This is a genomic window from Pseudidiomarina andamanensis, assembly GCF_009734345.1.
Taxonomy (GTDB): domain Bacteria; phylum Pseudomonadota; class Gammaproteobacteria; order Enterobacterales; family Alteromonadaceae; genus Pseudidiomarina; species Pseudidiomarina andamanensis.
Genome location: NZ_CP032551.1, coordinates 1,322,295 through 1,343,686, shown reverse-complemented (window position 1 = coordinate 1,343,686; position 21,392 = coordinate 1,322,295). Strand labels below are relative to the sequence as shown.

Annotated in this window: 18 protein-coding genes; 13 read left to right on the top strand and 5 right to left on the bottom strand. The window is 47.0% G+C overall.

Features of this window, described 5'->3' with window-relative positions; translation table 11 throughout:
* Positions 1 to 40 precede the first annotated feature (40 nt).
* Positions 41 to 547: a TIGR03546 family protein gene (locus tag D3795_RS06410; protein ID WP_156267195.1), complete on the top strand. Its 507-nt coding sequence runs from the start codon at positions 41 to 43 to the stop codon at positions 545 to 547.
* Between the two features lie 6 nt (positions 548 to 553).
* Positions 554 to 2,338 carry a TIGR03545 family protein gene (locus tag D3795_RS06405; protein ID WP_156267193.1) on the top strand — a complete coding sequence of 595 codons (1,785 nt, stop codon included), beginning with the start codon at positions 554 to 556 and terminating at the stop codon, positions 2,336 to 2,338.
* Between the two features lie 63 nt (positions 2,339 to 2,401).
* Here the strand turns inward: D3795_RS06405 and D3795_RS06400 are convergent, their stop codons facing one another.
* Genes D3795_RS06400 through D3795_RS06390 form a run of 3 tightly spaced genes read right to left on the bottom strand, consistent with a single transcriptional unit; the run spans position 2,402 to position 6,564 of the window.
* Positions 2,402 to 3,577, bottom strand: a complete 1,176-nt coding sequence (locus tag D3795_RS06400) for an E22 family MetX-like putative esterase (RefSeq protein ID WP_156267191.1) — start codon at positions 3,575 to 3,577, stop codon at positions 2,402 to 2,404.
* Positions 3,574 to 5,241 carry a long-chain fatty acid--CoA ligase gene (locus D3795_RS06395; RefSeq protein ID WP_156267189.1) on the bottom strand — a complete coding sequence of 556 codons (1,668 nt, stop codon included), beginning with the start codon at positions 5,239 to 5,241 and terminating at the stop codon, positions 3,574 to 3,576. The genes D3795_RS06400 and D3795_RS06395 overlap by 4 nt, the downstream gene beginning before the upstream one ends.
* Positions 5,242 to 5,268: 27 nt before the next feature.
* On the bottom strand, positions 5,269 to 6,564 hold the full coding sequence (locus tag D3795_RS06390; RefSeq protein ID WP_156267187.1) for a GntP family permease: 1,296 nt from the start codon (positions 6,562 to 6,564) through the stop codon (positions 5,269 to 5,271).
* A 233-nt stretch (positions 6,565 to 6,797) separates the two neighbouring features.
* Here D3795_RS06390 and D3795_RS06385 point away from each other — a divergent pair, with 233 nt between their 5' ends.
* Positions 6,798 to 9,026, top strand: coding sequence for a TonB-dependent receptor (locus tag D3795_RS06385; protein ID WP_156267186.1), 2,229 nt, complete (start codon positions 6,798 to 6,800; stop codon positions 9,024 to 9,026).
* A gap of 108 nt (positions 9,027 to 9,134) precedes the next feature.
* The gene (locus D3795_RS06380) at positions 9,135 to 9,797 is read left to right on the top strand and encodes a response regulator (protein ID WP_156267185.1); all 663 of its coding nucleotides are present in this window, start codon (positions 9,135 to 9,137) and stop codon (positions 9,795 to 9,797) included.
* Here D3795_RS06380 and D3795_RS06375 read toward each other — a convergent pair.
* Both D3795_RS06375 and D3795_RS06370 read right to left on the bottom strand, forming a co-directional pair.
* Positions 9,775 to 13,152 carry a hybrid sensor histidine kinase/response regulator gene (locus D3795_RS06375; RefSeq protein WP_156267183.1) on the bottom strand — a complete coding sequence of 1,126 codons (3,378 nt, stop codon included), beginning with the start codon at positions 13,150 to 13,152 and terminating at the stop codon, positions 9,775 to 9,777. The two genes, D3795_RS06380 and D3795_RS06375, sit on opposite strands and share 23 nt — an antisense overlap.
* 2 nt (positions 13,153 to 13,154) lie before the next feature.
* Entirely contained in the window at positions 13,155 to 13,781 is a 627-nt protein-coding gene (locus D3795_RS06370; RefSeq protein ID WP_156267181.1) for a trimeric intracellular cation channel family protein, read from the bottom strand.
* 188 nt (positions 13,782 to 13,969) lie between these two features.
* Between D3795_RS06370 and yajC the strand changes: the two genes are divergently transcribed.
* The 9 genes from yajC to thiL are packed head-to-tail and all read left to right on the top strand — an operon-like array spanning position 13,970 to position 21,392.
* The gene (gene yajC, locus D3795_RS06365; protein ID WP_156267179.1) at positions 13,970 to 14,305 is read left to right on the top strand and encodes a preprotein translocase subunit YajC; all 336 of its coding nucleotides are present in this window, start codon (positions 13,970 to 13,972) and stop codon (positions 14,303 to 14,305) included.
* A 19-nt stretch (positions 14,306 to 14,324) separates the two neighbouring features.
* Positions 14,325 to 16,172: a protein translocase subunit SecD gene (secD, locus tag D3795_RS06360; protein ID WP_156267177.1), complete on the top strand. Its 1,848-nt coding sequence runs from the start codon at positions 14,325 to 14,327 to the stop codon at positions 16,170 to 16,172.
* 12 nt (positions 16,173 to 16,184) lie between these two features.
* Complete coding sequence (secF, locus tag D3795_RS06355) at positions 16,185 to 17,132, top strand: protein translocase subunit SecF (RefSeq protein WP_156267176.1); 948 nt, start codon at positions 16,185 to 16,187, stop codon at positions 17,130 to 17,132.
* Positions 17,133 to 17,162: 30 nt separating this feature from the next.
* On the top strand, positions 17,163 to 17,945 hold the full coding sequence (yaaA, locus tag D3795_RS06350) for a peroxide stress protein YaaA (RefSeq protein ID WP_156267174.1): 783 nt from the start codon (positions 17,163 to 17,165) through the stop codon (positions 17,943 to 17,945).
* Between the two features lie 18 nt (positions 17,946 to 17,963).
* Complete coding sequence (locus D3795_RS06345) at positions 17,964 to 18,821, top strand: DUF3014 domain-containing protein (RefSeq protein ID WP_156267172.1); 858 nt, start codon at positions 17,964 to 17,966, stop codon at positions 18,819 to 18,821.
* Between the two features lie 6 nt (positions 18,822 to 18,827).
* Complete coding sequence (locus tag D3795_RS06340; protein WP_156267170.1) at positions 18,828 to 19,436, top strand: lysophospholipid acyltransferase family protein; 609 nt, start codon at positions 18,828 to 18,830, stop codon at positions 19,434 to 19,436.
* A 50-nt stretch (positions 19,437 to 19,486) separates the two neighbouring features.
* The gene (ribH, locus tag D3795_RS06335; protein ID WP_092858436.1) at positions 19,487 to 19,951 is read left to right on the top strand and encodes a 6,7-dimethyl-8-ribityllumazine synthase; all 465 of its coding nucleotides are present in this window, start codon (positions 19,487 to 19,489) and stop codon (positions 19,949 to 19,951) included.
* Between the two features lie 11 nt (positions 19,952 to 19,962).
* The gene (gene nusB / locus D3795_RS06330) at positions 19,963 to 20,382 is read left to right on the top strand and encodes a transcription antitermination factor NusB (protein WP_156267168.1); all 420 of its coding nucleotides are present in this window, start codon (positions 19,963 to 19,965) and stop codon (positions 20,380 to 20,382) included.
* An 11-nt stretch (positions 20,383 to 20,393) separates the two neighbouring features.
* On the top strand, positions 20,394 to 21,392 hold the full coding sequence (thiL, locus tag D3795_RS06325; protein ID WP_156267166.1) for a thiamine-phosphate kinase: 999 nt from the start codon (positions 20,394 to 20,396) through the stop codon (positions 21,390 to 21,392).

Sequence of the window (21,392 nt, the reverse complement as noted above, 5' to 3'; positions counted from 1 at the left end):
CTATTCTTGTGCTTACAAATATAGTTCGGAGTACGTCGTTATGCTTACATTACTGGCAAAATTTTTAAAGGCGCTCAACTCTGAGTCCGGAGCATGGGCACTCGCCTTTGCCTTTGTCCTCGGAATGATGATGGGTTTTACGCCACTTTGGCGTATGCATAATTTGGCGATATTGCTTATCGCTTTGTTATTTCGCATTAATCTAACCGGATTCATTTTGAGTTTTGTCATTTGTTCTGGAATTGCCTATTTGCTGGATCCTTGGTTCCACCAGTTCGGCTTTTATCTGCTCTCTAGCGAGAACTGGCAACCGTTGTGGCAATCGATGTATCAATCAGCGTTTTGGCGCGTAATGCAGTTCCATCACAGTATCACCTTAGGCAGCTTCATTATTAGTCTCGCCTTTGCGCCAGTTTTGCTAATTACGAGCTTTTTTATCATTACCCAGTATCGTTCGCGTATCCAAACTTGGTTCAATAAATTGAAGTTGGTACAAATGCTGAAAGCGAATCGTTTTTGGGCTATTTACTCAGATTTGCGGGGGTAAGCCGGTATGTCTACAAAAACACAGAAAGCCACCGTTCGTCCAAGTGCGATACGCTGGTCTGGGTTAAGTGCCTTTATTATTATCTGCGCGCTATTAATGGCGTTTTCGTGGTTGTTGCTCGATACCATTATCAAATGGACCTTGGAGCGCACCATCGGCACATTAAATGGTGCAGAAGTAAATATCAGTCAAGTGGAGCATAACTGGAGCCCGCTTGGTCTAACCATTACCGAAATTCAGGTGACTGATCCGGCTGAACCTGAATTTAATCGGGTAGTGATTGGTGATGTTACTGGTGAAATTAACGTCGAACAGTTATTACTTGGCCGATTCCATTTTGAAAATGTTGTCAGCAGCGGTATCCGCATTCATCAACAGCGCTCTGCACCGGGTGAGGTTTATCAAATTCCTGATAAGCAAGATCTTAAAGATTGGACCAAAGATGGTTTAGCGAAGTTAAACTTATCTATGCCAAACGTTGATGACATTATTGCCCGTGTTAATTTGCAAACCCCAGCGGCTATTGAGCAGGCTAAAGCCAGCGTGGCTGAGCAAAAAGCAGTATTGGAAGAGGCGCGAAATAGCCTGCCAACCGCTGACGATTTGAAAGTCTATGAGGCCGAACTCAAAAAAATAACCGAAGCGGAAATAAAAACACCGCAACAGTTGCAAGAAAAGCGGGAAGAATTTAACGCGCTGAAAGAGAAGTTTGAAGCGGATAGAGCGCGCTTGAAAGAGATCAAAGCACGCGCGTCAACGGCAGTTGATACGCTAAAAGCTGATTTTGAAACTGTCAAAAATGCGCCTCAACAGGATTTAGAGCGTGCACAACAGCTCATGCAATTAAATAGTGAAGGATTAAGTGAAATCACCGCGGTGTTGTTTGGTGAACAAATGCGTCAATGGAGTCAGTACATATTATTGGCGTATGAACAACTGGCGCCGATGTTGGCTCGCTCTGCAGATGAAACGCTGGTGAAGCCGCAGCGTGGCGAAGGTATTTGGTTTGAGTTTAGCGATGCCAATGAGCCGCCGTCGTTTTTGATTAAGAAAGCGAAAACTGAATTTGCTTGGGGTGAAACTGTGTTGGATGTTGATTGGGCGAATATTACCCATCAACATGAACAACTCGGACAGCCAACCACCTTCATGGCTCGCGCCAATAACACGAATTTGTGGCAAGCATTGAACCTAAATGGCGAGCTGGCGCTAACAGCCGCAGGTATTGACGCGAAACAACAGTGGCAAATCAAAGGCATCCAACTCGATAGCCTGAAATTGAGTGAGCAAGCCGAGTTTGTAGCTAACTTAGCTGCGGCATTGCTGGATTCCGAGGGGCAGGTGTCGTTGCGCGATAATATGTTTGATGGTGGCGCAACTGTTCGCTTAGCCGATATGCAAGTTGAAGCGAGCGCACAAAACCGCTGGACCGAAGTCATTGCGTCGGCACTTCGTCAATTAAACCGATTGGACATTAACGCCGATATTCAAGGCTCACTTAATGCACCAAAGCTGTCCTTTAGCTCTGATCTTGATCGTCAATTAGGCAGTGCCTTGCAAGCCGCTGCTGTTGATGCAGGCAAAGCTGAATTAGCAGGGTTAAAAACCAAGTTACAAGAGCAATCAGGTGGCTTCCTTGGTGAGAACCAAGATGTATTAGAAAACTTATCTTCGTTGCTTGGTGATGCCGACCAGCGTGATGCCAAGTTACAGGAAATGCTCAAAGCGAAGTTCGAAAGTAAGTTAGAAGATAAACTGAAAGACCGTTTAAAAGGCGTAATAGGCGGTTAGATTCACAAAAGAAAAAACACCGGCAGCAGCCGGTGTTTTTTGATCTGCCTTTAGTATCGCAACTTAGTTATTAAGAAACTCAGAAATTTCGGCAGCCTTTGACTGAATATTGTAAACACCATCTAAGTGACCAAAAATACCGTCGATTTCGGCATACTGCGGTGATTTACCTTGTTCTTTGAGGATGTCTACCACTTGCTTCGCTAAATAAGGTTGCAGTAACAAGTCATTCTTGGCTGGTAAAAACAATGTTTTGGCACTTACTTTGCTTAAACCAGTTGCGAGATCTTGTTCGTGACCCGCCACAAATAGCTGGTTGGCTCTCACTAAATAGAGAATATGATTGGCATCTGCGAGTGGCGCGTTCTTAGCGGCGGCACCAAACCAGAAATCAGTGGCTGGCAAACCATTAGTCACACTTTCAAGGGCTGCTTTCGGAAGTGACTCTTGCTTCGGCGATGACTGGTTGAAGGCAACTGGATGCATGGCTTGCTGGGTGATCATGGTTAATGTATTAGCTAAGCCTTGTAGCGGTGCTTCTCCTGCATAATAGTTACCGTTATTCCAGTTCGGGTCGAGTTTGATTGGGCGAGCCCAATGCTCCAATGCGGTAATCGTCCAAGCATCCATTGCACCAGCGCCAATCACAGAAATCATCCGTTCAACCATGTCTGGATACGCAGCTGACCATTCAAGTGCTTGCAGTGAGCCCATCGAAGCGCCGACCACCGCATGCAGCTTTTCAATGCCTAAACTGGTGAGCAGTGCATGTTGAACATTCACAAAGTCGCGAATGGTCACAACCGGGAAATCTAACCCGTATGGCTTACCTGTTTTCGGGTTGATTGAGGCAGGGCCGGTGGTAATAACATGAGGTAAATGCGGAAACGCATTCACCAAAGTATCGGAGCTAACCACATAATATTTATTGGTGTCGATGGCTTTACCAGGTCCAATAATCGCGTCCCAATAACCAGACTGTGGATCGTTAGGAGTATATTTACCAGCGGCATGACTGTTACCCGAGAAAAAATGAGTAATCAGAATTACGTTATCTTTCGCCTCGTTGAGTTTGCCGTAGGCTTCCCAGCCAACCGTGACTTCAGGAATAACCTCACCGCTAACCGTGGCAAAATCTTTTGTCGTAAATGATTTTTTCTCAACCAAAAGTTCATTCGAATGAGCAGCGCTCATTGAAGAAACCACAACGATAAAAATCAGTGTTATCAACCGAGTCATGCTGATTGCTCCAATAAATAATTAAGGTACTGCTTGCGCAGTTCATTTTTAATAAGTTTACCCGTTCCGGTGTGCGGTAGACTCTCGACAACCACAATGTCATCAGGCATCCACCATTTGGCAATTTTGCCTTCTAAGAACCTATAGATGTCTTGTTTATTAATTTCGTGGCCCTTATTGGGCACCACGAGTAATAATGGTCGCTCGTCCCACTTCGGATGCTTGACACCAATGACGCAGCTTTCATTGATATCAGCGTGCTGACTCGCAATATTCTCGATATCAAGTGAGCTAATCCATTCCCCACCACTTTTAATGACATCTTTTTTGCGATCAACAACCTTCATGTACCCCTGCGCATCAATCACGGCGATATCGCCAGTGGCAAGCCAGCCATCTGCAAATACATCCGGATCATCACGACGATAATAGCTGCTGGCAATCCAAGGGCCGCGCACTTTCAACTCGCCAGACGTTACGCCATCATGTGGAAGTGGGTGATTGTTGGCATCAAATATTTCCATATCAACACCAAAGCAAGCGCGCCCAGCCGTGGTTTGAATGGCGTAGCGCTCTTTAGCCGGGAGTGCCTTCAATTCAGCCGTTGGTGGAGCGGAACACGCAAGTGGCCCGGTTTCAGTCATGCCCCAAATTGGCTGCCAGTACACGCCGTACTTTTCGTCGTAGGTTTTTACTAACCCCAAAGGTGAAGCAGCGCCACCAACACAAACTCGTTCAAGGGAAGGCAGTTCAAGCTGATGTTCGCTCAAGTAGTTGTGAAGCGTTAACCAAATGGTCGGAACGCCTAAACCAACCGTGACTTTTTCTTCGCTGATGAGCTCGTGCATATCGGCACCGCTCATGCCTGCGCCAGGAAGTACTAATTTACTGCCGGCAAGTGGCGCCGCGTAGGGTGCACCCCAAGCGCCAACGTGATACATCGATACCATGGGCATCAACACTGTATCGGTTCTCAAATCCAATAACTCAGCGCTCATAGTAGCCTGCGCATGCAGAACAGTTGAGCGATGCGAGGTTAAAACACCTTTCGGATTCCCCGTTGTGCCCGAGGTATAACACAGTAATGCCGCCGCATTTTCCGAAAAAATCGGCCAATCAAATTGCGTCGTTTGGTTCGCTAAAAGTCTTTCGTAATTGTGAACAGGCAGCCAAATGTGATCGAGCTGCGGTTGCTGCGCGTCGTCGGTTAGAATGACGATGCCTTTCACGGTTTTTAGCTCATTCGCAAACTCGTCAAGTAACGGTACAAAGCTTGCGTCGACAAACAACCAGCTTGCTTCAGCATCGTCGAGAATCCATTTAATTTGCTCAGCAATGAGTCTAGGGTTCACCGTATGTATCACCGCGCCAATGCCACTCACCGCGTAATACAACTCTACATGTCGGTAGGTATTCCAAGCCAGAGTTGCAACACGTTCGCCGGCTTCTATTTCAAGACCTTTGAGTGCATGTGCAAGCTGGCAGGTACGTTCATAACAGTCACGATAAGTGTAGCGGTGAATGTCGCCCTCAAGCCGTCGAGATACAATCTCTTGCTGTGGGTGCCTACGCACAGCATGACGCAGTAAATCGATTATCATCAACTGACTATCTTGAACGTCACCATGTAAATGCAATGCGGTGCTAGTCGATGCTTCAAACATAAAACGCCTCAGTGATTAACAAGTTAATTAGAGCCATATGAAGAGACCAATAGCGACCGCGAGGCCAACAAACGGCACCACGACGGTAACAGCGGCGACCGGCCAGTAGGCTGCTTGGTGTGTTTCTTTACAGATACCGCGAATGGTGGTGACGACATAACCGTTATGTGGCAATGAATCGAGCGCACCTGACGAAATTGCCACAATGCGGTGGAGCTGATCTGGGTTAACGCCAGCATCAATATAATGCGGACCAAGTACCGGTAAAGCGATGGCCTGACCACCGGAGGCAGACCCGGTTAAGCCGGCAATGACGCTCACCGCAACTGCGGCGCCGACAAGCTCATTACCTGGCAGGCTGGTCATCATGGCGACCGCTTGTTCAAACGCGGGTGTCACTTTCGCGATACTACCAAAGCCGACAACTGCGGCTGTATTGCCGATTGCAACTAATGCGCCAGTTGACGCCTCGGTGAGTGCCAGAGAAATATTCTGGAAGTATTTATGGTTGATGATTGCGATGGCGAGCACACCACCTGAAAGTGCGATAATCAATGCGTTCTGTTTCAGTTCTTCGTGAAACATGAAACTTAATGCGAGCACCACAATTAATGGAACCAACCCACTGATAGGGCTTGGTAACTTGCGTTCGAGGTTCTTCGGGTCATCGCTACGCGCTTCAAAACACTCACCATTTTCAACTGCACGGCGAATTAAGCGATTGAGCCACCAGTAACCAAATAACGCCATCAAAATGGCAACGAACAAGCTAACTTCCCATGCAGCATAGGGTGATGTGCCTAAGAACTCAATTGGAATCCAGTTTTGGATTTCTGGCGAGCCAGCCGAAGTCATGGTAAATGTGACTGAGCCAAAAGCTAACGCCGCAGGAATAAAGCGTCGCGGTAAATTGGCATCTTTGAAAAGCGACAGTGCCATGGGGTACACAGAAAACGCAACAACAAATACGCTCACGCCACCGTAAGTCAAAATGGCACAGGCAAGCACCACGGCGAGCATGGCTTGTTTACGACCGAGACGATCAATAATCCACTTAGCGACACTGTCCGCAGCACCCGTATCTTCCATAAACTTGCCGAAAATAGACCCGAGCAAGAACATGAAAAACCACGAGGCGACGAAGCCTGAAAAGCCGCTCATATAAGCGCTAACAAAATTTAAATCGCCCTGAAATAAAGGGACATTGCTGCACAGAGCAACAAGTACAGCGCATAGTGGTGCGCTAATAAATAAGTTCATTCCTCGCAGGGTGAGAATGATGAGCAGGGCTAAGCCCCCAACAAGTCCTATCATGCTTAACATGCATTACCTCTTTGAAGGTTGGTTTCAGGAGTGCCATGACCTGAACGGCTGCATTGATGTGACGTATCATGCTGCAAGCGCACTTTTTTTTACATAGTACTAACGTACAGAATACAAAAGCAAAACTTTAGGCTAGGGTACATAAGCCATGACAACAGTTAGCTTTCGTTGCACTGAAAATTATTAAAACAAACAGCATACATAACAACCTAACAATCCGGGAGAACGACATCATGAGTCAACCCATATTTCGCCGCTCATTACTCGCGATGACCATTGCTTCGGTAATGGCAATGCCTGCCTATGCGCAGCAAGAACAGGCCAATGAAGACGAGATGCAAGGCCTAGAGCGCATTGAAGTCACTGCGCGTCGTAAAACTGAAAGTCTGCAAGAAGTGCCGGTATCGGTGTCTTCGTTCGGTGCTGGTGATCTTGAAGAAATTGGTGTTGAAGATATCACCGAACTCCAGCAACGTATTCCAAACGCCACCATTCAGGTCAGCCGTGGTACAAACTCAACACTGACGGCTTACATTCGCGGCGTTGGTCAGCAAGATCCGTTATGGGGTTTTGAGCCAGGCGTTGGTGTGTATATCGATGATGTTTATATTGCTCGCCCGCAGGGTGCCGTGCTTGAAGTATTCGATATTGAGCGCATTGAAGTATTGCGTGGCCCGCAAGGGACGCTGTACGGGAAAAACACCATTGGTGGCGCGCTAAAATATGTTACCAAGGAATTAACCGGTTACAACGAGTTATCAGTGCAAGGTGCAATCGGTAGCTATAACCAGCGCGATCTGAAAATTTCAGGGCAGACGGCTCTTAGCGATAACTTCTTTGTTGGTGGAGCCATTGCCTCATTGCAACGCGACGGTTTTGGTACCTATTTAAACACCGGTGACGAGAACTATAACAAAGACCTACTCACTTATCGGTTATCGGCGAAGTGGTTGATCAACGAGAATATGGATTTGAAATTCTCTTATGACAACACCGAAGATGAATCGAATTCAAAAGGTGCGCATCGTTTATTAACCAGCACCGTCACGGGTCAAGAGCCACTGGATAATGTGTACGACTCGAATACCGCCATGCCAGTTGATAACTTGGTTGAAACCGAAGGTTGGTCATTGGTTTATAACTGGGACATTAACGCCGAGTGGGGCTTCAAGTCGGTCACCGCTGGTCGTGAAGGTTACACCAACACCAACATCGACTTTAACGCTACCGGCGAACCAATTTTTATGGTTCCGGCTATTTATGAAGACGAACAATTTACCCAAGAATTCCAAGTGAATTACAGCAACAACGACAACTTTGATTTTGTCGGTGGGGTGTATTTCTATGATGGCGAAGCTTGTGGTGTATTCGGTACCGTTTTACCAATGTACCTAGCGGCATTGGGCGGTGTGACGGTTGATAACGGTGGTTGTGTTCAAACCGATAGCTTTGCTGTGTTTGGTCAAGGTAACTATCAAATGACCGATGATTTGACGTTAACGGTCGGCGGTCGTTACACCAAAGATGAAAAAGAAGCGGATGTATTCCGTTACACCTATTTGGGTGTGCATTATGTGAATACTGCCCCAGTTGATAGTTTTGGTGACCCATTTGCAGTGAACTCCGAGTTCACCACCAAAGCAGATTGGAGCCGATTCTCGCCGCACGTTGCATTGAACTACAAAGTTTCTGACGATGTGATGGTGTACGGTAGCTACAGTAACGGCTTTAAGTCTGGCGGCGTGGACATGCGCGGCGACCAATCATTAAACCCAACCATCAACGAACCGTATGATCCGGAAATTGTTGATACTGTTGAGTTTGGTGTGAAATCTGAGTTGTTAGATGGGCGGATGCGTTTAAACAGCGCCATTTTCTATTCTGACTATCAAGACATGCAAGTTACCGTGCAACGCGTTGTGCCTGCAGGCATCTCTTCACAGGTGTTAAACGCGGGTGAGTCAACGGTAAAAGGTTTCGAAGTTGAATCAGTATTTGCAGCAACCGATACCTTAAACTTCACGGCAATGCTTGGATATATTGACGCTGAGTTCGACTCGGTGGTGTATGAAGAGCCAGCGACCGGTGAAACCACTGACGTAACCGACGCATGGTCGTTCCAAAATACGCCTGAACTAACTTATAGTATTGGCTTTAACCAAACGTTTGAAACTGAAATGGGGCAAATTGTTTGGTCGGCAAACTATGCGTATCGTGATGACGTGCAAATGTTTGAAGCGCCATCGCCGCTTGATCAAGAAGGCTACGGCTTATTGAATACCAGTGTGGTTTGGTATTCGAATGGCGGTAACTGGACAGTCGGCCTGCATGGCAAGAACTTAACTGACGAAGAGTATCGTGTGGGTGGTTATAACTTCGGACCAACCTTCGGCGATGATGCAGTTGTCGGTTATTACGGTGACCCTCGTACCGTTTCCCTGGCTGTGGGGTATAAATTTTAATTAAACCCCACTCGGTGGTTACCTGCAGGATAAGGCAGGTAACCACTGACTTTTCTTTGCGGACGCGCTAGCATGGTTACTTCAGTAGAAAATTCCATAGGTTCAAGCATGGCGCGTGCAATTATTGCAGATGATCATCCATTATTTCGAGCAGCCTTGAAACAAGCATTACTCGAAACTCTCGAAGCCCCGATTTTAGAAGTTGCCTCGTTTGACCAATTAATAGAAGCCATTGAAAAGCAGCCTCAAGTTGAACTGGTGTTGTTAGATTTAACCATGCCAGGTAATCGCGGTTTGACCGGACTCACCTCACTGCGAAGCCGCTACCCGGATATTCTTGTCGTGATAGTTTCAGCCAATGAACAGTTGCAAACCATTCGGCAAGCTATGGCCTTTGGCGCGAGCGCTTATATTCCGAAATCGATGCCATTAGCTGAACTACAACAGGCGGTTCATACGGTGTTAGCGGGAGATACGTGGCTAGCGGAGCATTTACGCGACGCGGTTGAAGCCGAAACACCAGAGCAACATCTTGATTTTGCGCAGCGATTAGAACAACTGACGCCGCAGCAATTTCGCGTTCTTGAATGCCTTGCCGATGGGCTGTTGAACAAACAAATCGCTTTTGAATTGAATGTTCAAGAAACCACGATTAAACAGCACGTTTCGGCTATTTTGCGAAAACTCAACGTAATTAACCGGACACAAGCGGGCATTATCTTCAAACAAATGCTTAACGCGAGTGAATTTAACGACGCAACAGACGCTTAATTAAGCGTTTCAAGGCTGCCGTTTTAATCGGTTTTGGCGTGAACAATGCGGATTTAGCAATCACTTGTTCACGTACTGTCTCATCAGGATCTGCGGAATTGATAATTGCCGCTATATTAGCGTCATTAAAATGCTCGCGAACCGCCTCCAGTACCGCAATTCCCGTATCCTGATTATCTAGGTGGTAATCAAATACCAGTAAATCGGGTTGGCGACTGTGCCATGGCAGTTGCTCGCGGTTGGTTGCAACAACGACCTCAGCCCCCCAATGAGTAAACAATTGCTGCATCGCCTGAAGCACTTGTGCATCGTTGTCGAGTAACCAAACGAGCGTGTTTTCCAAGAATCGCTCCGAAGTCGTTGCTTGCTGTTTAGGTGCCGAAGGTACTGATTTGCGCCAGGTTACTTGATTAAGGGTCAAAGTGAATAATGTGCCTTTGTCCACCGTTGATTCAAGCGAAAGAGGGATTCCGAGTAAACGGCACATCCGCTCAACAATCGCTAAACCGAGTCCGAGCCCGGGGTTATCGCCGTGGTGATTAACTTGGTGAAACTCACGGAATATTTTATCACGCTGATCGGCCGGTATGCCGCGTCCAGTATCGTAAATTCTCAACTGAGCGGCATTACCATCGCGTTTCACCCCAATCAGTATTTTGCCTTTATCCGTGTAGCGCACAGCATTCGAAAGCAAGTTTTGAATAATTCGACCGATCATTTTCCGATCGGTATAGAGTTGCGCATGCGTTGCCACATAATGCACCTCAAGATTTTTCTCGGCGGCAATGATACGTTGGCTTTCTACTAACGGTTGAATCACATCATGAAGCGCAATGTGTTGTTGAGTCACCGGTAAGTTACCGGCTTCAAGTCGTGTCATTTCCAGCAACATCGTCAGCAACTCTTCTGCATTTTGAAGGGATTGCTGAATTTGCCGAGATAACTTCGCAGTGTCACCGTCCAAGCGCTGGGTTAACATGTCACAAAACAGTGTGGCCGCATTAAAAGGCTGCATCAAATCGTGGCTAACCGCTGCAAAAAATCGAGATTTACTCTGATGCGCACGCTCCTCCGCCTGCTTCGCCTCAAGTAACTGAGCGGTTCGGTCGGCAACGCGTTGCTCCAGTTCAAGGTTCACTTTCTCAAGCGCGCGCTGGGCTTCAACCAATTCGGTGATGTCTGTGTAGGTGGTCACAAAGCCGCCACCCGGCATGGGTGCACCTTGCAGTTCAATCACATGTTCACCTTGCTGGCGCTGATAACGGTAGGCACTGCCTTGGCGTAGGTAATTTAATCTTTTCTCAACTTCATCCTCGAGATCACGATCAGCGTCGGTATTAATCAAGCCGCGCTTGGCGTTGTAGCGCAGTAGATCAGCAACCGGCATCCCTGCCTGCAAAAAGCCTGCTGGGTAATCGAATACCTCCACATAACGATGGTTCCATGCAACTAACCTTAAATCTTGATCGATAACGCTAATACCCTGCGGAATATTCTCAACCGACGCTTGCAAGAGTTCACGGTTGAATTTATACAGTTGTGAAGCTTCGTTGGCCCATGTTACCACTTGGGCGATAGGCACTGACGGTTGTTGGGTTACGGTATCTAACAAAATTCGGCTCGCGGCACTCCCAATCACCGCCGATAGTTCGCGCTCGACGCGAGCGAGAAGTACACCGGGCACGAGTTCATCAGCGTGATCAATGGTTAAATCATGATTTAATCGTTCGCTTAATCGTTCAAGTTCCACCGAATCAAAAAACCGTGCTAACAACTGCCGTAAGCGTCCCCAAGAAATAGGTTGGTGTTGATACAGTTCGGCGTGACCGCCAGTCGGGTCGGTGAACAAACGTCGTTGTTGTTGCTCCACCGAGTTTGATTTTAAGCTGAACGAGACGGCAATATAAATCAGCAGATTGAGGCCAAGACTCACTAAAACGCCAAAACTAAGTTCGGTATCAGACAATCCGCGATTTAACTGTACTGAAGGTAAAAACAATAGCCACAACCATAATGCGGTACCTGCAGTAATACCGATACTGGCCCCAGCATAATTCCCGCGTTGCCAAACAATTCCGCCTAACAACGCGGGCGCTAACTGAGCTAACAATGCCAGCGACAGTAGGCCGGCATTGACTAAAGGCAAATTCGCTTCGGTGAGTTTATGAAACCCAAAAGCAAGAATGATAATAATAGCAATGGTGGTTCGACGTATCGCCAAAATTCGTTGTGATGTGAACGAGACGTTACGCAATCGACGCTTGGTTGCTTTTAACCAAAATGGCACGACAACATCGTTCGACATCATGATACTCAGTGCCAGCGTGGCGATGATGACCATACTAGTGGCCGATGCAAGGCCGCCAACAAATGCGACGGTGGTCACCAACGGCTGATCGGCTTCGAGCAGTAAGGCAATCATGAAGGTATCGGTTTGTGCTGCTTCAGGTACTAACAGAAGTCCCGCTAAGGCGATTGGCAAAATAAATAAGTTGATAGCAAACAAATACAGCGGAAACGCCCAGCGTGCGGTTCTTAGTTCCTCAGGATCAGTATTCTCAATGTAGCTCACATGGAACTGACGGGGCAGGCAAAACATGGAAACAGCACCGAGTAAAATGTGCGTGACATAAACAAATGCGCCTGAGTCGCGTCCTGATAAAATAGGGCTGACTTCAGTCGATTGAGAAGCTTGTATAAACACATCAGCGACGCCATCGAACATCGCGTAGCTTACAAATGCACCCACGCCCATGAAAGCAAGCAGCTTCACCACTGATTCAAATGCGACCGCATCCATCAAGCCTGAATGTTGTTCGGCTAAGCTCATGCGCCGGGTGCCAAATAAAATGGCAAACATCATCATAGCAAGGGCAACCAATGCGGCAACATCTCCAAACCACGGCAAAGGCTTATCAGCAAGTCCCGTTACGGCGGCAAAACTTCCGGTTACAGCCCGAAGTTGCAGCGCAATGTAAGGCACGATGCCAATGAGCGCAATTAATGCAACGGTGACAGCCAACGTCGGCGATTTGCCATAACGGTGACTGATAACATCGGCGATTGAGGTGAGGTTTTGCTGCTTACAAACATGCAGAAGTCGCATTTGGATGCGGTGAGCGAATAGAAACACTAGCATGGCACCAACATAAGTTGGCGCCACCGACCAACCATAATAGGCAGACTGTGTAATGGTGCCGTAGAACGCCCATGTGGTGCAGTGAATGCCTTGCGCCAATGCATAGCGGTAAGGCTTTATTTGATTTGGCGGTTTGCGTTCACCACGATAGGCAATGCTATAAAGAATGGCGATATAAACAATCGCAATGAGTATCGCAAATCCGGTGCTAAGCATCGTTAACGGTGCCCGTCGTGGTGTTCATGAAACACAATCAACGACCACTGCCAGCGTATGGCACCAAGGCGAATCAGCAAGGTGGTTGCGCCGCCAACCAGAATCGCCACCAGTTGTGAGTAAGGCTCTATTAAGACAAATACAGTCGCGCCAATTAAACAGGTGGTGGCGTAGAGTTCACCTTTTAGAACCATGGGGACATCTCGGGCAAGAACATCACGCAGCATACCGCCAAAACAAGCCGTCATTGTCCCCATGATGATACAAATGAGTGGCGAGAAGCCTGCTTCTGAGGCTTTAAGAGCGCCCATCACGGTAAAAAATCCAACTCCCACGGCATCCGCAAGTAACAAGGTTTTCTGGTGAATGTAATCTTTATACCGTAACCACAAGATTGTGCTCAGTGCCGCGAGTGCAACCGTGTATAGGTATTGTGGGTCGTATACCCAAAATACCGGCATATCGAGAATAAGATCGCGCGTTGTACCGCCGCCAATGGCCGTGACTGTTGCGAGGACAATAACACCAAAGCCATCCATGTTTTTACGAAATGCTAATAATGTGCCCGAAACCGCAAAAACGGCGACACCAAGGTGGTCAATCCAATAAAATAGAGTGGCAAGATCCATGTTGTTTTTATTTATCCTGTTGTTTGCACCGACTGAAACAGCAGTTTACGTCAATTTACTCCCTATTTAAGCAGAAATTCGTTAGAATGCCCGCCATTCACTAAAAATTAGAAAATAGGGCTTGTTTGCAATATATTCAGCCCCATCTCTAACCTCAATAACATAAAAATACAGTAAGGGGATATTTCATGGATTTCTTAATTCCAACAGCGTACGCACAAGAAGCTGGAGCACCACAAGGTGGCGGTATGGAACTTGTTTTCATGCTGGTTATGTTCGGCTTAATCTTTTATTTCATGATTTACCGTCCACAAGCAAAACGTGTGAAAGCGCACAAAGAGCTTGTATCAAGCATCACCAAAGGTGACGAAGTATTAATGAACGGCGGTTTTGTTGGTCGCATCAGCAAAATTTCAGAAGATAAAGACTTTATGGTGATTACCGTTGCTGAAGGTATGGAAGTGACTGTTCAAAAATCAGCGGTTACTGCAGTACTGCCAAAAGGTACGATGAAGTCTCTGTAAGAAGAGATAAGGATTTAACGTGTTAAATAAGTTTCCGCTCTGGAAGAACTTGATGGTTATCGCCATTTTGGCGATAGCTGCCTTGTATGCGCTGCCAAACATTTATGGCGAAGATTATGCTGTGCAGATCTCTGCTAGCCGCAACGCATCAGTCACCACCGATACATTAGGTCGCGTCGAACAAACACTTGAAGAGATAAGTATTACTCCTAAAGGTGTCACCCTCGAAAACGACCAGATATTGGTACGAGTCAATTCCGATGTTGAACAATTACAAGCTCGCGATGCGTTGCTGCGTGAGCTCGGTACTGACTACATTGTGGCGTTGAATTTAGCACCGGCGACACCAGATTGGCTCGCCAGTATTGGTGCGACACCAATGAAGCTTGGTCTCGATTTGCGTGGTGGTGTTCACTTCTTAATGGAAGTGGATATGCAAGAAGCGGTGCGTAAGATTCAAGATCAAATGCGTGACACGGTACGTGCGGAACTGCGTGAAGAGCGGATTCGCTCAACGAGCATTCGCCGTCAAGATTCTGATGTGGTGGTCGAGCTTCGTACTACAGAAGATTACACAGCGGCAGAGCAGTACTTAGATAACCGTTATCCTGGCTATACGCTAATTGAAGAAGAAGCGACACAAACACTGCGCTTGCGTATGACAGAAGCGAAGCTGAAAGAAACGCAAGATTATGCCATTTCGCAAAACGTCACCATTTTGCGTAATCGTGTGAACGAGCTAGGCGTCGCCGAGCCAGTGGTTCAGCGTCAAGGTGCTGATCGTATTGTCGTGCAACTGCCGGGTGTTCAAGACACGGCGCGTGCGAAAGAAATTTTAGGCGCAACCGCAACCTTAGAATTCCGTTTAGTTGATGACGAAAATAGTCTTCGTGATGCTGAAATGGGCCGTGTGCCATTTGGCTCTGAATTATTTCCTAACCGTAACGGCGGTAACACACTACTACGCGAAGATGTGATACTTACCGGTGACCATATTGTCAACGCGACTTCGGGCTTTGATGAAAACCAACGTCCGCAAGTGAGTATTTCGTTAGATGGTGCTGGTGGTGACAAAATGTCATTAGCCACTCGTGATAACGTCGGTAAACCAATGGCGACCTTGTTTATCGAGTTTAAGGCCACCGGCGAACGTGACGAAAATGACCGCATTGTGTTTGAACGTCATGCTGAAGTGATCAACGTGGCAACAATCCAATCACGCTTGGGTAGTAACTTCCGTATCACGGGTATTAGTTCGCAACAAGAAGCTCAGAATTTAGCATTGCTGCTTCGCGCTGGTGCGCTAATCGCACCAATTCAAATTGTTGAAGAACGTACTTTAGGCCCGAGCCTAGGTAAAGAAAACATTGCACTTGGTACACAAGCCATTGTTTGGGGCTTTGTTCTCGTCGTTTTCTTCATGGTGTTGTATTACAGAAAGTTTGGCTTAGTTGCCAACCTTGCGCTTACCGCGAACTTAGTGTTGATCATTGGCGTCATGTCGATGATTCCAGGCGCAACGTTAACATTGCCGGGTATGGCCGGTATTGTTTTAACCGTTGGTATGGCGGTTGATGCGAACGTGCTGATATTTGAGCGAATACGCGAAGAAATTAAAGCGAAGCGTAGCCCGCAGCAAGCCATTCACCATGGTTACGACAGTGCATTCTCAACCATTATGGATGCGAATATCACCACGTTAATTGTCGCTATTATTTTGTTTGCTGTAGGTACCGGACCGGTCAAAGGTTTCGCAGTCACCTTAGCAATTGGCATCATCACCTCGATGTTTACCGCAATTGTCGGTACCCGTGCAGTTATTAATGCTGTGTGGGGTGGCAAACGCATCGATAAATTGTCGGTATAGAAGGGGACAGTTATGCACGAGATTATCAAGACAAATAAAACCATTTCATTCATGCGCTATCGCATGGCGGCTTGGTTTATGAGCGGCTTACTAATTGTTGCGTCAATTGTCAGCCTGAGTGTCAACCAGCTGAACTGGGGCCTCGATTTTACGGGCGGTACGGTTATTGAAGTTGGTTATGAAACAGCCGCTGATTTGCCGGCGGTTCGTAAAACCCTAGACGCAAATGGCTTTGGTGGCGCTGTGGTGCAAAACTTCGGTACGCAGCAAGACGTATTGATTCGTATTGAACCGCGTGAAGGGGTTAAAGCACAGGAGCTAGGCAACGAAATTCTTAGCCTGTTGCAATCTGAATCGAACGGTCAGGTTGAGATGCGCCGTATCGAATTCGTTGGTCCGCAAGTAGGTGATGAACTGACTGAACAAGGCGGGTTAGCGATGTTAACAGCCTTAATTTGTATCCTGATCTACATTGCTCTGCGCTTTGAGTGGCGCTTGGCCTTGGGTGCGGTTGGTGCTCTTGCGCACGATGTGATTATTACGCTTGGGCTATTTTCAGTTCTTGGTCTAGAGTTTGACCTAACTGTATTAGCAGCATTGTTGGCGGTGATTGGTTATTCCATTAACGATACCGTTGTTGTTTGTGACCGAGTTCGCGAAAACTTTCGTAAGTACCATAAAGGCACATCAGAAGAAACAATTGATGGCGCGTTAACGGATACGATGAGTCGAACCGTGATTACCTCATTAACAACAATCTTGGTATTGGTTGCATTGTTCTTCTTAGGCGGACAATTGATTCATGGTTTCGCAACCGCGCTATTATTTGGTGTGGTCATTGGTACCTATTCATCAATTTATATCGCTAGTTCACTGGCATTAGCTTTAGGTGTAAGTCGCGAAGACTTAATGCCACCAGAAGTTGAAAAAGAAGGCGAAGATTTAGACCCATTACCATAGGGATAAATCATTTCAAACGTGGAGAGAACGATGCTTGTAGTTATTTCACCAGCAAAGAACTTGGATTATGACAGCCCATTGCCGACGGAAGAACACACGCAACCGCGTATGCTCGAGCGAGCGCAGGAGTTAGTCGACCGTTGCCAAGCGTTGTCTCCACAGCAACTCAGTCAACTGATGAAAATTAGTGACAAGTTGGCGGGTTTAAATGCCGCTCGGTTTGCCGAGTGGCACACCCCATTCACCAAAAATAATGCACGTCCAGCCATTTACGCATTTGATGGTGATGTGTATAGCGGTTTGGCAGCTGAAAAATTATCTGCCGATGCAATTGCGTATGCTCAGGAACATTTACGCATTTTGTCTGGTCTATATGGTGTATTGAGACCACTGGATTTAATGCAGCCCTACCGTTTAGAGATGGGAACGAAGCTAGATACTGCTCGTGGCCGTACTTTATATGAGTTTTGGGGCGACGAAATTACCGACATGCTCAATGAAGATTTGGAAGCCATTGATTCGGAGATCGTCATCAATTTGGCTTCGCAAGAGTACTTTTCGAGTGTGCAGCCGAAGCGTTTAAATGCGCAAGTGGTGACACCGGTATTCAAGGATGAAAAAAATGGTGAATTTAAGGTCATCAGTTTTTGGGCTAAAAAGGCGCGTGGCATGATGGCGCGTTTTATAATGACTGAACAACCAAAGTCAGTGGCTGAACTGCGCCAATTTAATACAGCCGGCTATCGCTTTAATGCCGATGAGTCGACTGAGAGTGAATTGGTTTTTTATCGTGCTGAGCGCGATCAGAAATAATAGTTCAAGGGGCAAGCAATGAGAGATTTCGGGCAAGAACCAGCACCAACACCGTCAACGCATAAAGGTAAGTTGATCATTAGTGTTATCGTATTACTTGCGATAGCAATTGTGGTGGTGTTTTATCTTGCGAAACAGCAAAATAGTGCGAAGAAGCCTGAAATAAAACAGCCCACACCGGTCACTCAAAACGAAGAAACAACACCTGCAGTTGAGTCAGATGAACCATCGACACCAGCAGAACCCATCCCTGAAATTAGTGAAACCGTTGAGTTAGAGCCAGAACCTGAGCCTGAGGTGCCATTGCCAGACATGGCGAATAGCACCAGTGCCGTTCTCGACGAGTTAAAGGCTGCTGAGCAAAACGTTGAGCCGATTTCTGGGCAACAACTCATTCGTGACACCGTGGTGTTTGTCGATAACTTGCGCCAAGGTTTAGTGATTCGAGAAAAAGCGACAATTGCTGGCCCAACCGCACCGTTCCGCGTGCTTGAGCAAAATGGCAAAATTTATATCGACCCTCGTAGCTATGATCGATATAACCCGATGGTTGATTGGTTTGTTAGTTTAGATACCGACGTTCTTGTATCGATGTTTGAACGTTATAAGCCACTGGTGAAGCAAGCGCTTGGCGAAATTGGCTATCCAGATCAAAACCCGAACGAGATGCTGTTAGAAGCGATTAATGTGCTGCTTGAAACGCCATCGGTAGGAACTGTCATCGAGTTAAATGACGATAGCGTAATGTATCGTTATGCTGACCCAACGCTTGAAGCACTGCCTGCAGCGCAAAAACAAATGTTACGCACGGGGCCTGACAATATTCGTCGAATTAAATTAAAACTTGAAGCAATTCAAGAAGCGTTAACTCAGTAACAAATAATGACAACAGCTCATTCAGAGTCGATTCCTGAACACATTAAAGGGGCATTTCCGTTACGCGGAAATGCCTTTAGTCGTTGGGTAGGGCGAGTTGGCTTACGTTTGCTAGGTGGCTGGCGTGTCGTCGGTGATTTGCCACACGTTAAAAAAGCCATCATTCCCGTAGCTCCGCATACTTCCAACTGGGATTTCTTTATTGGGGTGTTTGCGATGTTAGCTTTAGGCCTTAATTTGAGTTATCTCGGTAAGCACACTATCTTTCGTTTTCCTGTGAATGGTTTGCTGCGTTGGTTAGGCGGTATTCCCGTCGATAGACGCGCAGCAAGTGGTGTGGTCGAGCAAATGACCGCCCAATTTCAACAGCGCGATGAACTCATTCTGGCATTGTCGCCAGAGGGGACGCGTAAGAAAGTACAAGAGTGGAAGAAAGGCTTCCTTCACATAGCCCAAGCTGCACAGGTACCCGTTGTACCGATTGCACTTGATTTCTCCCGAAAAGTTGTCGAAATAACACCGGCGTTTATGATCACCGGTACCATTGACGAAGAACTGCAGCGTGTCAAAGCAGCACTCTCTCACGCAGTAGGAAAATATCCAGAACATGCCTGATTGGCAAATTTGTGCTATTATCCCGCCGATTTTTAGAAAAGGATCCAACCATGAACGTAATTGAAGGCGGAATTGCCGCCCCAGGTAAAAAATTTGCGATTGTTGTTTCTCGGTTTAATCATTTTGTGGTTGATAGCCTGCTTGAAGGTGCATTAACAACGCTTAAGCACTACGGTCAAGTCAACGCCGACGATATTACAGTGGTGCGGGTTCCTGGCGCTTACGAAATTCCGTTAACTGCGAAGAAGTTGGCGAAATCAGGTCGTTATGACGCAATTATCGCTGTTGGCGCAGTGATTCGCGGTGGTACGCCACACTTCGATTTCGTTGCAGGTGAAAGTAATAGCGGATTAGGTCGTGTTGCACTAGAGCATGAAATTCCGGTGGCTTTTGGCATCATTACTACCGACAGCATTGAACAAGCCATTGAGCGCAGCGGTACCAAGGCCGGAAATAAAGGCTCTGAAGCAGCATTAAGCGCACTCGAAATGGTTAACGTTCTGAGTCAAATTTAAGAGAGTTTTTCATGAAACCAGCTGCACGCCGTAAGGCAAGAAAGCTTGCCGTTCAGGCTATTTACTCATGGCAATTGTCGCAAAACAGCATGAGCGATATCGAAGCCCAGTTTTTAACTGATAACGACACCAGTAAAGTAGACGTTGATTACTTTCTGGCGTTAGTTCGTGGTGTTGCTGGGCAATCATCGACGTTAGATGAAGCACTCGAGCCATTCCTAGACCGTCCGTTTAAAGATCTTGACCAAGTTGAGCGTGCCGTATTGCGCTTGGCAGCTTATGAGCTTCGTGAGCGTTTAGACGTTCCGTACAAAGTCGCCATTAATGAAGCCATTGAATTAGCGAAAGCATTTGGTGCTGATGATAGCCATCGTTTCGTAAACGGTGTGCTTGATAAAGCAATCGATTCACTCCGTGCTGCACGACAGTAAGCATTATTTATATGGCCTTTGGCGAATTTGATCTCATCGAAACCTATTTCACGCATCGCCTGCCGCAGCGCGATGACGTTGATTTAGGTATCGGTGACGATGGTGCAATTGCACGTGTTCCTGAAAACAGTGAATTAGTGATTGTTACCGACACCATGGTTGAGGGTGTTCATTTCGATAGTGAAACGCCAGCTCGCGCGTTAGGTCATAAAGTTGTAGCGGTTAATCTGAGTGATTTGGCTGCAATGGGGGCTGAACCTGCGTGGATTAGTTTAGCTTTAACCTTGCCGGAAATTAACGAAGATTGGTTAACCGGTTTTACCCATGGCTTGCGTGAAATTTGCGACTACTACAACTGTCAATTAATTGGTGGCGACACCACGCAAGGGCCTCTTTCGGTAACAGTGACTGCGCATGGGTTTGTGCCAACCGGTAAAGCGCTACGACGTAGCGGTGCGAAGCCAGGCGACTGGATTTATGTGAGTGGTACATTCGGCGACGCAGGACTGGCGCTAGCAGCGCGTCAGCATCGCCAACAACTGAACCCAGATTACCAACGTAAGCTCACAGAGCGTCTTTATTTTCCATCCCCTCGTGTTGCCTTAGGGCAATCGCTTCGAGGCATTGCCAGCAGCGCTATCGACGTTTCTGACGGCTTACTTGCCGATTTACGGCATATTCTAAAGTCATCGCACGTTGGCGCACGCGTCAGTGTTGATGAAGTGCCACTTTCGCTGGCATTAACTGAAAGCCTCTCCGAAGAACAAGCGCTCGCCTATGCATTAACGAGCGGCGATGACTATGAGTTACTTTTCACCGTTCCGGAAACGCAACGTGGTTTGTTTGATACAGTCACAGCGCATAGCCCAAGTAAACCTGTATGCATTGGACGTATTACCAGTGAAGCTGAAGTAATTCAATTACTGCATGATGATGAACCGTGGCAATTACCCAATATCACCCACGGATTTGAACACTTCCGACCCCTAGCCGATACGTCTGCTGAGTAA